At 70.8% G+C, this 11,614-nt stretch carries 12 protein-coding genes, 1 tRNA gene and 1 pseudogene; 10 read left to right on the forward strand and 4 right to left on the reverse strand.

What is annotated here, in order from left to right:
• The first annotated feature begins 59 nt into the window (after nucleotides 1–59).
• From ACJA3G_RS17685 to ACJA3G_RS17720, 8 genes are all read left to right on the forward strand, one after another.
• Nucleotides 60–659: an NADH-quinone oxidoreductase subunit J gene (locus ACJA3G_RS17685; RefSeq protein ID WP_406553971.1), complete on the forward strand. Its 600-nt coding sequence runs from the start codon at nucleotides 60–62 to the stop codon at nucleotides 657–659.
• Nucleotides 659–1,018 (forward strand): NADH-quinone oxidoreductase subunit NuoK, encoded by a 360-nt coding sequence (nuoK, locus tag ACJA3G_RS17690; protein WP_406553961.1) that lies wholly within the window; start codon nucleotides 659–661, stop codon nucleotides 1,016–1,018. Before ACJA3G_RS17685 ends, nuoK begins: the two co-directional genes overlap by 1 nt.
• Nucleotides 1,015–3,015, forward strand: coding sequence for an NADH-quinone oxidoreductase subunit L (locus ACJA3G_RS17695; RefSeq protein ID WP_406553962.1), 2,001 nt, complete (start codon nucleotides 1,015–1,017; stop codon nucleotides 3,013–3,015). Before nuoK ends, ACJA3G_RS17695 begins: the two co-directional genes overlap by 4 nt.
• A 27-nt stretch (nucleotides 3,016–3,042) precedes the next feature.
• Nucleotides 3,043–4,596 carry an NADH-quinone oxidoreductase subunit M gene (locus tag ACJA3G_RS17700; protein ID WP_406553972.1) on the forward strand — a complete coding sequence of 518 codons (1,554 nt, stop codon included), beginning with the start codon at nucleotides 3,043–3,045 and terminating at the stop codon, nucleotides 4,594–4,596.
• Nucleotides 4,593–6,239, forward strand: coding sequence for an NADH-quinone oxidoreductase subunit N (locus tag ACJA3G_RS17705; protein WP_406553963.1), 1,647 nt, complete (start codon nucleotides 4,593–4,595; stop codon nucleotides 6,237–6,239). Before ACJA3G_RS17700 ends, ACJA3G_RS17705 begins: the two co-directional genes overlap by 4 nt.
• A gap of 166 nt (nucleotides 6,240–6,405) precedes the next feature.
• A complete protein-coding gene (locus tag ACJA3G_RS17710) occupies nucleotides 6,406–6,861 on the forward strand; it encodes an MscL family protein (RefSeq protein ID WP_406553964.1) in 456 nt (151 codons plus the stop codon).
• A gap of 148 nt (nucleotides 6,862–7,009) precedes the next feature.
• Nucleotides 7,010–7,873 (forward strand): zinc metalloprotease HtpX, encoded by an 864-nt coding sequence (gene htpX, locus ACJA3G_RS17715; protein WP_406553965.1) that lies wholly within the window; start codon nucleotides 7,010–7,012, stop codon nucleotides 7,871–7,873.
• The gene (locus ACJA3G_RS17720; protein WP_406553966.1) at nucleotides 7,870–8,259 is read left to right on the forward strand and encodes a YccF domain-containing protein; all 390 of its coding nucleotides are present in this window, start codon (nucleotides 7,870–7,872) and stop codon (nucleotides 8,257–8,259) included. The genes htpX and ACJA3G_RS17720 overlap by 4 nt, the downstream gene beginning before the upstream one ends.
• Nucleotides 8,260–8,600: 341 nt before the next feature.
• Here ACJA3G_RS17720 and ACJA3G_RS17725 read toward each other — a convergent pair.
• Nucleotides 8,601–8,885 (reverse strand): annotated as a pseudogene (locus tag ACJA3G_RS17725) (amino acid permease); the annotation flags it as partial.
• Between the two features lie 136 nt (nucleotides 8,886–9,021).
• On the opposite strand from ACJA3G_RS17725, the gene ACJA3G_RS17730 reads away from it, so the two are divergent.
• Nucleotides 9,022–9,294 carry a GlsB/YeaQ/YmgE family stress response membrane protein gene (locus ACJA3G_RS17730; protein ID WP_406553967.1) on the forward strand — a complete coding sequence of 91 codons (273 nt, stop codon included), beginning with the start codon at nucleotides 9,022–9,024 and terminating at the stop codon, nucleotides 9,292–9,294.
• Between the two features lie 19 nt (nucleotides 9,295–9,313).
• Here ACJA3G_RS17730 and ACJA3G_RS17735 read toward each other — a convergent pair whose 3' ends face one another.
• The 3 genes from ACJA3G_RS17735 to ACJA3G_RS17745 all read right to left on the reverse strand — a co-directional run bounded on the left by ACJA3G_RS17735 (nucleotide 9,314) and on the right by ACJA3G_RS17745 (nucleotide 11,178).
• Complete coding sequence (locus ACJA3G_RS17735; RefSeq protein WP_406553968.1) at nucleotides 9,314–9,979, reverse strand: alpha-ketoglutarate-dependent dioxygenase AlkB family protein; 666 nt, start codon at nucleotides 9,977–9,979, stop codon at nucleotides 9,314–9,316.
• Entirely contained in the window at nucleotides 9,976–10,560 is a 585-nt protein-coding gene (locus ACJA3G_RS17740; RefSeq protein ID WP_406553969.1) for a methylated-DNA--[protein]-cysteine S-methyltransferase, read from the reverse strand. Before ACJA3G_RS17740 ends, ACJA3G_RS17735 begins: the two co-directional genes overlap by 4 nt.
• Nucleotides 10,561–10,689: 129 nt before the next feature.
• Entirely contained in the window at nucleotides 10,690–11,178 is a 489-nt protein-coding gene (locus tag ACJA3G_RS17745) for a YajQ family cyclic di-GMP-binding protein (protein WP_406553970.1), read from the reverse strand.
• Between the two features lie 193 nt (nucleotides 11,179–11,371).
• Between ACJA3G_RS17745 and ACJA3G_RS17750 the strand changes: the two genes are divergently transcribed.
• Nucleotides 11,372–11,453 (forward strand) — tRNA-Tyr (locus ACJA3G_RS17750).
• Nucleotides 11,454–11,614: the final 161 nt, after the last annotated feature.

Genomic DNA, 11,614 nt, shown 5'->3' on the forward strand with positions numbered 1-11,614 from the left:
CCCGGCACCCCGCCGACGCCCGGCACCCCGGCTGCCCCCGACACCGAGGAGGGCCCGGCATGATGCTCCTCGCCAGCGGTCACCACCCGGTGCACCACAGCTTCCTCTCCCCGACCGGCGTCGAGATCGCCTTCCTCCTCGTCGGCCTGGTCACCTTCGGCGCCGCCATCCTCACCGTCACGACCAAGCAGCTGGTGCACGCCGCCCTCTGGCTGGTCGTGGCCCTCGGTGGCATCGCCGTCGAGTACCTCCTGCTCACCGCGGAGTTCATCGCCTGGGTGCAGGTACTGATCTACGTCGGTTCCGTCGTCGTCCTCCTTCTGTTCGGACTGATGCTCACCAGGGCGCCGATCGGCCGCTCCCCGGACGCCGACTCCGGCAACCGGTGGGCCGCCCTCCTCGTCGCCCTGGCCGCCGCCGGCTCCCTCCTCTGGGTCGTCGTGGACGCCTTCCGTACGACCTGGATCAACCTCGACGGCCCCGCCCAGGGCTCGACGAAGGTCTCCGGCTCGATCCTGTTCCGCCACTGGGTGCTGCCGTTCGAAGCGCTCTCCGTCCTCCTTCTCGCCGCCCTGGTCGGCGCGATCGTCATGTCCCGCAGGAACGGCGACGCGAGCGGCGGCCCCGGGGGCGCCCCCAGAGACAAGGAGCAGCGCTGATGCACCTGATCTATCCGGCCGTGCTCGCGATCCTCCTGTTCTGCACCGGTGTGTACGGAGTGCTCGCGCGCCGCAACGCGATCCTCGTCCTGATGTCCGTCGAGCTGATGCTCAACGCCGTCAACCTCAACCTGGTCGCCTTCGACGTCTGGCTGCGCGACAGCCTCCACGCCGGACAGGCGCTGACCCTGTTCACCATCGCCATCGCCGCCGCCGAGATCGGCATCGGCCTGGCGATCGTCCTGGCGGTGTACCGCAACCGGGGCACCGCGGACATCGACAAGCTCCGCGACACCGCCGAGGGCTCCGGCCCCGACGACCCCGCCGCCCCGGCACAGAAGGCTGAGGCCGCCGCGTGACCACCACGACCCTCGCCGTCCTCGTCCCCCTCCTTCCGTTCCTGGGCGCGGGCGCCGGACTCCTGCTCGGCCGCACCGCCCCCGGTTACGTACGCCCGCTTGCCGTACTGCCGACGCTGGCCGCGTTCGTCCTCGCCGTCGTCGTCGCCGTGGACCAGGGCGGCGGCAAGTCGATCGACGCCTCCCGCCGGCTCACCCCGACCGGATCCGTCCCCATCGACCTCGCCCTGCACCTCGACGGCTTCGCCGTGCTGGTCGCCGTGCTGGTCGGCCTGGTGGCGACCTGCGTGCAGCTCTACTCGACGGGGTACCTGCGCGACGACCCGCGCTACCCCTCGTACGCCGCTCTCGTCTCCCTCTTCACCTCCGCGATGCTGCTCGTCGTCTACTCCGGCGACCTGATGGTGCTGCTGGTCGGCTGGGAGATCATGGGCATCTGCTCGTACTTCCTGGTCGGCCACTACTGGGAGACCCCCGAGGCCCGAGCCGCCTCCCTGAAGGCCTTCCTGGTCACCAAGCTCGGTGACGTCCCCTTCCTGATCGGTCTGTTCGCACTGGCCACCGACGCCGGTACGTTCCGGATCACCGGGGTCGTCCAGGCCGCCCTCACCGGCGGGATCGACCACCCCACGCTGATCGCCCTGCTGCTCCTCGCCGGGGTGGCGGGCAAGTCCGCGCAGTTCCCGCTGCACACCTGGCTGCCCGACGCGATGGCGGGCCCGACTCCCGTCTCCGCGCTGATCCACGCCGCGACGATGGTCGCCGCCGGTGTCTACTTCGTGGCCCGGCTCCTTCCGGTCTTCGCCGCCTCGGCGGCGGCGCTGACCGTGCTCGCCGTGATGGCCGCGGTCACGATGGTCGGCTCGGCCCTGGCCGCCCTCGCCCAGGACGACATCAAGCGCGTCCTCGCCTACTCGACGATCGGCCAGCTCGGCTACATGTCCGGCGCCCTGGCCGTCGGCGACCGCGGTGCGGCCGTCTTCCACCTCCTGTCACACGGCGCCTTCAAGGCGCTGCTGTTCCTCGCGGCCGGCGTGATCATCCACGCGGCCGGCACCAACTCGCTGTCCGCCATGTCCCGCATGGGCGGCCTCGCCCAGCGCATCCCCGACGCGTACTGGACGATGACCGTCGCCCTGCTCGCGCTCTCCGCGATCCCTCCCTTCGCCGGCTTCTTCTCCAAGGAAGCCGTCCTGTCGGCCGCCGAGCACACCGCCGTCGGCGACAGCGCCATCGCCCCGCAGGGCGCCGGCTGGGTCGTGCTGATCGCCGGACTGCTCACCGCTCTGCTGACCGCCGCGTACGCCACCCGCCTGTGGCTGATGGCCTTCCGCGGCAAGGGCGTCCCCGCCCCCGACCACGGCCGTCAGCCCCTCGCCATGAACGCCGTCCTGTGGGTGCTCGCGGTCCCCTCGCTCGCCTTCGGTCTGACCACCGGCTACCTCGACGACTGGTTCGACGGCCACGCGCTCACCCCGGCCCTGACGACCTCGGTGCTCTCGACCGGTGTCGCCCTGGTCGGCGGACTCGTCACCTACGCCACCTGGCGGCACACCAGCGCCCTCGCAGCGCGCATCCCGATCGGCGCGGTCGCCGCCCACCCGGAGGCGGACGGAGGCCTGGTCGAGGAAGAGGCCATCGCCAGCCACGAACCGGCCTACGGCGACATCGCCTCGGCGCAGGACCCGGCCGACCCGGGCCGGCTCCTGCTGGGCCCGCTGCACCGCCACGCGGCCACCGGCTTCCACCTCGACGCGGTCTACCGGACGCTGTTCGTCCGCCCCGTGCTCGCCGCCGCCTCCCTGGTCCGCTTCCTGGACCGCGAGGTCGTCGACACCTACGTACAGGGCGCGGGCGCCGTACCGCGCTGGCTGGGCCGGGCCGTCCGCAAGGCCCAGACCGGCAATGTGCAGACCTACCTCAGCGCACTGCTCGCGGGCTCCGCCGTCCTGGCGCTCGTCGCCGTCGTCCTTGCCAACGCCAACGCCGGATCGTGAGCCGTGATTGATATCAGCGCGTCCGTGATGCAGTTCCTTCTCGCGTTCATCGTGGTCGGCCCGCTCGTCGGCGCGGTGGCGGCGCTGCTGCCCGCCCCGCCCGGACTGAAGGGGAAGTCACCCGGCCAGGCCGTGCTCCGCCACGGCGTGACGGTCACCGGCGCGATCCTGCTCGCGACGATCGTCCTGGCGCTCGGCTTCGACCGCGACCACGCCTCGACGATGCAGGCCACCACGGACATCAAGTGGATCCCCACGCTGAACGTGCGCATCCACCTCGGCATCGACGGCATCTCGCTCCCCCTTCTCGTCCTGACCGCGCTGCTGACCTTCCTCTGCGCGCTGTACAGCTACTTCAAGATGCCCGCGGGCCCGTCCCCGCAGGCTTTCGTCGCTCTGCTGCTCGTCCTGGAGTCCGGCACCCTCGCCACCTTCGCCGTCCTCGACCTGCTGCTCTTCTTCCTCGCCTTCGAGATGGTCCTCATCCCGATGTACTTCCTGATCGCCCGCTGGGGCGGCGACCAACGGCAGCCGGCCGCCTGGAAGTTCATCCTCTACACCCTGCTCGGATCCGTGGTCATGCTGCTCGGCCTGCTGCTCATCGGGCTGAAGACCGGCACCTTCGACATGGTGGCACTCGCCACTGACAACGGCCGGGGGATGACCACATCGGTGCAGGTCATCGCCGTTTTGGCGATCGGGATCGGGCTCGCGGTGAAGACCCCGATGTGGCCGCTGCACAGCTGGCTGCCGGATGCGCACACCGCCGCGCCGACCGTCGGTTCCGTGCTCCTGGCCGGTGTGCTGCTGAAAATGGGTACGTACGGGTTCGTCCGGATCGTGCTCCCCATCGCCCCCGATGGAATGCACCGGTTCGCCCCGTATTTGGCCGCCTTCGCCGTCGCCGGGATCATCTACGGCTCGCTGGCCTGCCTCGCCCTGGCCAAGCGCGGGAACAAGGGCGACCTGAAGCGCCTCATCGCGTACTCCTCGGTCGGCCACATGGGCTTCGTGCTCCTCGGCATCGCGAGCATGACCCCCACCGGCGTCAACGGCGCCCTCTTCGCCAACATCGCCCACGGCCTCATCACCGGCCTGCTGTTCTTCCTCGTCGGCGCCCTGAAGGACCGGTACGGCACGGCCGACCTGGACACCCTCTCGGGCGCGACCGGCGCCGCGCTCTACGGCCGGGCCCCGCGCCTGGGCGGTCTGCTGGCCTTCGCGGCGGTCGCCTCGCTCGGACTGCCGGGCCTCGCCGGGTTCTGGGGCGAGATGCTGGCCATGTTCGGCGCGTTCCGCCCCGCCGACGGCCTCAGCCGCCCCGCCTTCCTCACCTTCATGGCGATCGCGGCCTTCGGCACGCTGCTCACCGCCGCGTATCTGCTCGTCGTCGTCCGCCGTATCTGCATGGGAGCGCCGGAAGACCGCCAGGAGCTGCGGCTCGTGGACGTCCAGGGGTACGAAGCCGCCTCCTGGAGCCCGCTCGTCGCCCTCACCGTCCTCGCCGGCCTCTGGCCCGCGGTCCTCCTCGGCCTCACCGATCCGGCCGTCCACAAGCTCCTCGCAGGAGGCAAGTCGTGACCGTGGCCGCCGCAAGCGCCGCATCCGTCACCGGCGCCGCAAGCGTCGTCCAGTCCGTCGACTGGCTCGCGATCTCCCCGCCGGTGATCACCGCGTCCGCCGCGCTGATCGTGCTGGTCGCCGACCTCTTCCTGCCGCGGGAGCGCAAGCCGCTGCTCGGAGGCATCGCGATCGCGGGGCTCGGCGCCGCCCTGCTCCTCCTCATCCCGCTCCACAGGTCGCCGCGCTCGACCTTCTGCCTCACCACCAACGCCGAGGCGTGCAGTTACACCGTCGACCGCTTCACGCTGGTCATCCAGTTCCTGGTGCTCGGCGGCGCGCTGCTCACCGCGCTGCTGTCGATGACGGACCTCACCGAGAGCGGGGAGAAGCTGCCCGCAGGCGAGTTCTGGTTCCTGCTGCTCTCCTCGGCCGCCGGCGCGGCCCTGCTGCCCGCCTCCCGCGACCTGGCCACGCTGGTCGTCGCCCTGGAAGTGGCCTCGCTGCCGGCCTTCGCGCTCGTGGGCCTCAAGCGGGGCAACCGGTTGTCCTCGGAGTCGGCCCTCAAGTTCTTCCTCTCCTCGGTGACCGCGACCGCGGTGATGCTGCTCGGCGTCAGCTTCGTGTACGCGGCGACCGGCACCCTGCACCTCACCCAGCTCGCCGACCGCCTGGCCGACGTGCCCTACCAGCTGGACACCGTCGCCCAGACCGGCGTCGTGCTCACCCTGGTGGGCTTCGCCTTCAAGACGGCCGCCGTGCCCTTCCACTTCTGGGTCCCCGACACCTACGTGGGGGCGCCCCTGCCGGTCGCCGCCTACCTGTCGGTCGTCGGCAAGGCCGTGGGCTTCTCCGGCCTCGTCCTGGTGGCCGTCATCGCGTTCCCGGCGTACGCGGACGTGTGGGGCCCGGCGCTCGCCGTCGTCGCGGCGCTGACCATGACCGTCGGCAACGTGGGCGCGCTGCGGCAGTCGGCCACGCGCGCGTACAGCGCGATCCGGCTGCTCGCCTGGTCCTCCGTCGGCCAGGCCGGCTATCTGCTGGTGCCGATCGCCGCCGCGGGCTACTCCAGCGACGCCCAGGTCGGCGCGACCGTGGCGTACGCCCTGATGTACGCGGTGGTGAACCTCGGCGCCTTCGCGGTGGCCGCGCTGGTCGCCCGTACCCGGCCGCTGAACCGTATCGCCGACTACCGCGGCCTCTACGCCGAGCGTCCCTTCGCGGCGCTCGCGCTCGGCTTCTTCCTGCTCTGCCTCGCGGGCCTGCCGCCGGGCATCATCGGCCTGTTCGCCAAGGTGACGGTCTTCTCGGCGGCGGTCGACGCGGGCCTGGGCTGGCTGGCGGTCGTCATGGCGTTCAACGTCGTGATCGCCCTGTACTACTACCTGCGGTGGACCGCCGTACTGTTCCGCGCGCCGGAGGAGGCCGAGGCTTCTCCCGAGAAGGCCGAGGCCGTGGTGGCGGCCACGGCGGTGGGCGGGGCGGCCGAAGCCGAACCGGCCGGAGCGACGGGTTCCGGCGCCGGCGCCGGGGGAGTGACCGTGGCACGTCCCCGTGTCCCGGTCCCCATCGCCGCCGCCATCGCGCTCACCGCGCTCGTCGGCGTCGGCCTCTCGGGCATGCCCCAGGTGGCCCTGCACTTCGCGTCCATCAGCCTCTTCTGAGCGGTCGGCCCCCTGCCCGTCCCGCCCTCCCGGGGCCCCGGTTCGCGCAGCGGGTTTGGACTTGGGGGCCCGGACAGGGCAGTGTCATACGCGCGTACGCGTGCGCACGCGTGCCCGGATGGCGGAAGGCCGGCCGGGCAGCCGTAGACGAGTAGGAGCCAGAGCAGTGCTGAGCGGGTTCAAGGACTTCATCCTTCGCGGGAACATCGTGACGATGGCCGTCGGTCTGGCCGTCGGTTCGGCGTTCACCGCCGTCGTCACCGGCTTCAGTACCGCCTTCATCACCCCGCTCATCGGCCTCGCCACCCGGTCGACGGGCGACTTCACCGCGGCGAGGTTCAAGGTCGAGGGCGTCGACTTCCCCTACGGGAAGTTCATCAGCGCGGCCATCGCCTTCCTGATCACCGCCGCGGTGCTCTACTTCCTCGTCGTCGTCCCGATGATGAAGGTGCAGGCACGGCTGGACCGCGACAAGCCCGTCGACATCAAGGCCGCCCTGCGCGACTGCCCCCGCTGCTACAGCCAGATCCCGGGCATCGCCTCCCGCTGCTCGCACTGCACCAGCGAGCTGGAGCCCGACCCGAAGGCGCTGGAGCTGGCCGGGCTGCCCGGGCCGCGCTGACCCACCCGGACGGAGTACGGCGCCCCGGGGCGAGCACAAGGGAACCAGCGGTCCTCGTCTGGCGTTGACCAGTACGGGAGCGTCCACTGGAAAGTGGAAGGACCATCAGGCAAAGGGTTCCCCTGCCGCACCATTTGGAGGGCGTACCGTGCACCGCCGGCACAACGGACTGAGGACCGCCGTCCTTCTCGGAGGACTGTCCGCGCTCCTCATCGTCATCGGCAGCTTCTTCGGGCGTACGGGGCTGGTCGTCGCGCTGCTCGTGGCGCTGGGCACCAACGCCTACGCGTACTGGAACAGCGACAAGCTGGCCCTGCGGGCCATGCGCGCCCGCCCGGTCAGCGAGTTCGAGGCTCCCGCGCTGTACCGGATGGTCCGTGAGCTGTCGACGGCCGCGCGCCAGCCGATGCCGCGCCTGTACATCTCGCCGACCCAGGCGCCGAACGCCTTCGCGACCGGCCGCAACCCCCGCAACGCGGCGGTGTGCTGCACGGAAGGGATCCTCCAGATCCTCGACGAGCGCGAGCTGCGCGGAGTGATCGGCCATGAGCTCAGCCATGTGTACAACCGGGACATCCTGATCTCGTCGGTCGCCGGAGCCCTCGCCTCCGTGATCATGTTCCTGGTCAACTTCGCCTGGCTGATCCCGGTGGGCCGGTCCAACGACGACGACGGCCCGGGCATCTTCGGCATGCTGCTGATCATGATCCTGGGCCCCCTCGCGGCGTCCGTCATCCAGCTGGCGGTCAGCCGCTCGCGGGAGTACGAGGCGGACGCTTCCGGCGCCCAGCTGACCGGCGACCCACTGGCCCTCGCCAGCGCCCTGCGCAAGCTCGACGCGGGCACGAAGCAGCTGCCGCTGCCGCCCGAGCCGCGTATCGAGACGGCGAGCCACATGATGATCGCCAACCCCTTCCGCCCGGGGCAGGGGGTCTCCAAGATGTTCTCGACACATCCGCCGATGGCGGAGCGCATCGCCCGACTCGAACAGATGGCAGGTCGCCGCCCGTGAAGACAATTCTGAACGTCATTTGGCTGGCCCTGTGCGGATTCTGGATGTTCCTGGGCTATCTGCTCGCAGGCGTCCTGCTGTGCGTCACGATCATCGGCATCCCGTTCGGCCTGGCGGCCTTCCGCATCGGCCTGTATGCGCTCTGGCCGTTCGGGTACACGGTCGTGGACCGGCGGGACGCGGGTGCCGCCTCTTGCATCGGCAATGTGCTCTGGCTGGTCCTGGCGGGCTGGTGGCTGGCGCTCGGCCATATCGTCACGGGCTTCGTGCTGTGCGTCACGATCATCGGGATCCCGCTGGGCATCGCGAACTTCAAGCTGATCCCGGTCTCGCTGCTCCCGCTGGGCAAGCAGATCGTGCCGACGGACCAGCCGTTCTACCGGTAGCCGAACCGGCGAAAAAAGTTATCCACAGGGAAAAGTGCAGGTCAGGCGGAGTCTGGCCCGATTGTCGGCGGTCTGGGTCACCATGGGGCCATGACCGAGAACGAGAAGGTGTCCCAGAGTTTCGCGGCCGGTCGCCACGGCCGAATATGAGGCGTGCGGCGCGGCTGCGCGGGGGACCGGGACCGGAGGCGTGGAGCCGCCGCGGCCCGGCGCGTGAGGAGCGGTTCGCGGGTGCCGGCGCCGGTACCCGGGCCACCGCCCCGTCGCTCTGACCGGCCGAACCCGCCGTCCGGGGCCGTGCGGGCGCCTCGGCCCGCCCCGGCCGACGACCGCACGCCGCCTCAGCGCAGCCGCGGGCGCGCCCGCACGGCGTACGCGACCGCCCCCACGGCCAGCACCGCACTGCCCACCGCCACCGACGACGGCGGAAGCGCGAAGGCGAGCAGCAGGCAACCGGCCAGTCCGCAGGCCGCGAGCAGCCGCCCGCCGCGGCCCGGACCGAGCGTCCAGGCCGACGCGTTGGCGATCGCGTAGTAGACGAGCACGCCGAACGACGAGAAGCCGATCGCCCCGCGCAGATCGGCCGTCGCCGCCAGCACCGCCACCACGGCGCCCGGGCGCAGTTCCTGTGTCATGCGCCGCACCCTGGCCACCGGCGCAACCGCGCTGCTGGGCGGTCGCGTCTTCCGGGACGACCCCACAGACACACGACATGGACGACTCCTCACGGGGTCGGCACCGCACGAAAGGCAGGTTCAGGACATGAGCATCGTCAGCTGGATCCTCCTCGGCCTGCTCGCCGGAGTCATCGCCAAGGTCCTGCTCCCCGGACGGGATCCGGGCGGTCTGATCGGCACGACGGTCATAGGGATAGCGGGTGCGTTCGTCGGCGGCTGGATCTCGGCACGCTGGCTGGACCGCCCTGTCGCCAACCACTTCTACGACGGTGCCACCTGGGCGGCGGCGATCGGCGGCTCACTCGTGCTGCTGATCGCCTACCGCATACTCTTCGGCAACTCGCGCGACCGCCGCTGAGACGGCCGGCCGCCGCCGGTCAACCCTTCAGGCCGGTCTCACGGAGGGTCAGATTGAGCCGGCCGCCGGCCAGACCGGTCATCGCCGGGTCGCCCGTGCCGGGCAGGACCTTCGGGACGCCGTGATAGGCGAAGCGCGAGGGGCCGCCGAAGACGAAGAGGTCGCCCGAGGCCAGTTCGACATCGGTGTAGGGGCGGCCCCGGTCCTCGGTGTTGCCGAAGCGGAAGAGGCAGCTGTCGCCGATGCTGAGGGAGACCACGGGCGCGCCGGACCGCTCGTCCTTGTCCTGGTGCATCCCCATACGCGCGTCGCCTTCGTAGAAGTTGATCAGCGCGGTGTCGGGGGAGTAGCCGTCCCCGGCGGCGGGGTCACCGTAGGCGTCGGCCACGGCGGCGCGCCCCAGCGCGGCGAGCCAGTCGGGGAAGGGAGCGACAGGATGACCGTTCACGTCGTCGGCGGTGCGGGTGTACCGGTAGGGCTGCCAGTGCCAGCCGATGCAGACGGTCTGCACGGACATGACACCCCCACCCGGCAGCACGGTGTGCCGGATGGGGACGGGCCCCCGCGCCCACGCCCGGCAGGCGGCCACCAGCTCCCGCTGCCGTTCGGGGGACAGCCACCCCGGTACGTGCACGGCGCCGGGGGCGAGGACGGTACGGGGGCGGGGGAAAAGGGCGTCGCTCATGGGGAGGTACTGGCGGAGGCCGGCTGCACAGCCCCCGACGCCACTGGCACTACCGGAGTCGCCGACGCCGCCGGAACTCCTCCCAGGGCACCCTCCAGCCCCAGGAGGTGCTCCTTGCGGTCCAGGCCGGCCGCGTAGCCCTTGAGGGTGCCGTCGGAGCCGATGACACGGTGGCAGGGGCGTACGACCAGGGCGGGGTTGCGGCCGATGGCGGTGCCGACGGCGCGCACCATCACCGGGGAGGCGCCGATGCGGCGGGCGATCTCCCCGTACGAGGTGGTGGCCCCGTACGGAATGGAGTCCAGCTCCGCCCAGACCCGCCGCTGGAAGTCGGTGCCGGCGCCGGGGGCGTACTCGACCTCGAAGCGGGTGAGGTCACCGTCGAAGTAGGCCCGCAGCTGGTGGCCGATCTCCGCGAAGGCCTCCGGCGCCCGCCGCCAGCCGTCCCGGACGACGGCGGCGCCCTTCTGGCCGGGCATGGAGAGCGAGACCAGCGCGGTCCCGCCCTTCGCGGTGGCGGACTCCTCGCCGACCAGAAGCAGATCCCCCAGCGGGCTGTCGAGGGTCGCGTAGACCGTCATCGCACGTTCCTTTCCTCGCGTACGAGTCTTCGCGTACGAGTCCTTGCGTACGAGTTCCTTGCGTACGAGATCGAGTCTGCGACCCCCGTCCGGCCCGCGCTGGCGGGAATCGGACAGCGCGTCCGAGGGTCAGCGGTAGTTCACGAACTGCAGCGCGAAGTCGAAGTCCTTGCCCTTGAGCAGTGCCTGAACGGCCTGGAGGTCGTCCCGGCTCTTGGAGGAGACCCGCAGCTCGTCGCCCTGCACCTGCGCCTTGACGCCCTTGGGGCCCTCGTCGCGGATGACCTTGGCGACCTTCTTGGCGTTGTCCTGGGAGATGCCTTCCTCGATGGAGGCGAAGATCTTGTACTCCTTGCCGGAGAGCTGGGGCTCACCGGCGTCCAGCGCCTTGAGCGAGATCCCGCGCTTGACCAGCTTGGTCTGGAAGACGTCGAGGATGGCGTTGACGCGGTCCTCGGAGTTGGCCTCCATCAGGATCTTCTCGCCGGACCAAGAGATCGACGCGCCCACGTTCTTGAAGTCGTAGCGCTGCGAGATCTCCTTCGCCGCCTGGTTGAGGGCGTTGTCGACCTCCTGCCGCTCGACCTTCGAGACGATGTCGAAACTGGAGTCGGCCATGTCCTGTGGCTCCTTGTATCGGTGCGTGGGGGTACGGCCTGGCTGCCGAACCGCTGCCCCAAAGCCTAGCCACCCGCACCCGTGCGAAGCGCTGATCAACCGGGTGGCGGAGCACCCCCGGTCATCAGGTATCGTTTACGTCGTTGCCAGGGAGCACCGCCGAAAAGCGGCCATCCCACCGGCGACATCCCATGGCGGTGTGCCCGAGTGGCCAATGGGAGCGGACTGTAAATCCGTCGGCTTAGCCTACCCAGGTTCGAATCCTGGCGCCGCCACGCGATGTGAGACCCCCGTTGAACTGCGGAAACGCAGAATCAACGGGGGTCTTCTCGTTGTCTGCGCGCGCGATCCTTCGATTGCCACCCGAGCTGCCCACCGCCGTGAGCTCCGCCGCACCGGTACCGGAACCGCAAGCACCGTCCCGCACCGCCCCCAC

This window comes from Streptomyces sp. YS-3 (genome assembly GCF_045257485.1).
GTDB lineage: Bacteria > Actinomycetota > Actinomycetes > Streptomycetales > Streptomycetaceae > Streptomyces.

What these genes read in the sequence shown, in the direction of transcription:
- ACJA3G_RS17685 (WP_406553971.1), top strand. Translation starts at nt 60, where the DNA reads ATGATGCTCCTCGCCAGCGGTCACCACCCGGTGCACCACAGCTTCCTC.
- nuoK (WP_406553961.1), top strand. Translation starts at nt 659, where the DNA reads ATGCACCTGATCTATCCGGCCGTGCTCGCGATCCTCCTGTTCTGCACC.
- ACJA3G_RS17700 (WP_406553972.1), top strand. Translation starts at nt 3,043, where the DNA reads ATGCAGTTCCTTCTCGCGTTCATCGTGGTCGGCCCGCTCGTCGGCGCG.
- ACJA3G_RS17730 (WP_406553967.1), top strand. Translation starts at nt 9,022, where the DNA reads ATGAGCATCGTCAGCTGGATCCTCCTCGGCCTGCTCGCCGGAGTCATC.
- ACJA3G_RS17735 (WP_406553968.1), bottom strand. Translation starts at nt 9,979, where the DNA reads ATGAGCGACGCCCTTTTCCCCCGCCCCCGTACCGTCCTCGCCCCCGGC.
- ACJA3G_RS17740 (WP_406553969.1), bottom strand. Translation starts at nt 10,560, where the DNA reads ATGACGGTCTACGCGACCCTCGACAGCCCGCTGGGGGATCTGCTTCTG.
- ACJA3G_RS17745 (WP_406553970.1), bottom strand. Translation starts at nt 11,178, where the DNA reads ATGGCCGACTCCAGTTTCGACATCGTCTCGAAGGTCGAGCGGCAGGAG.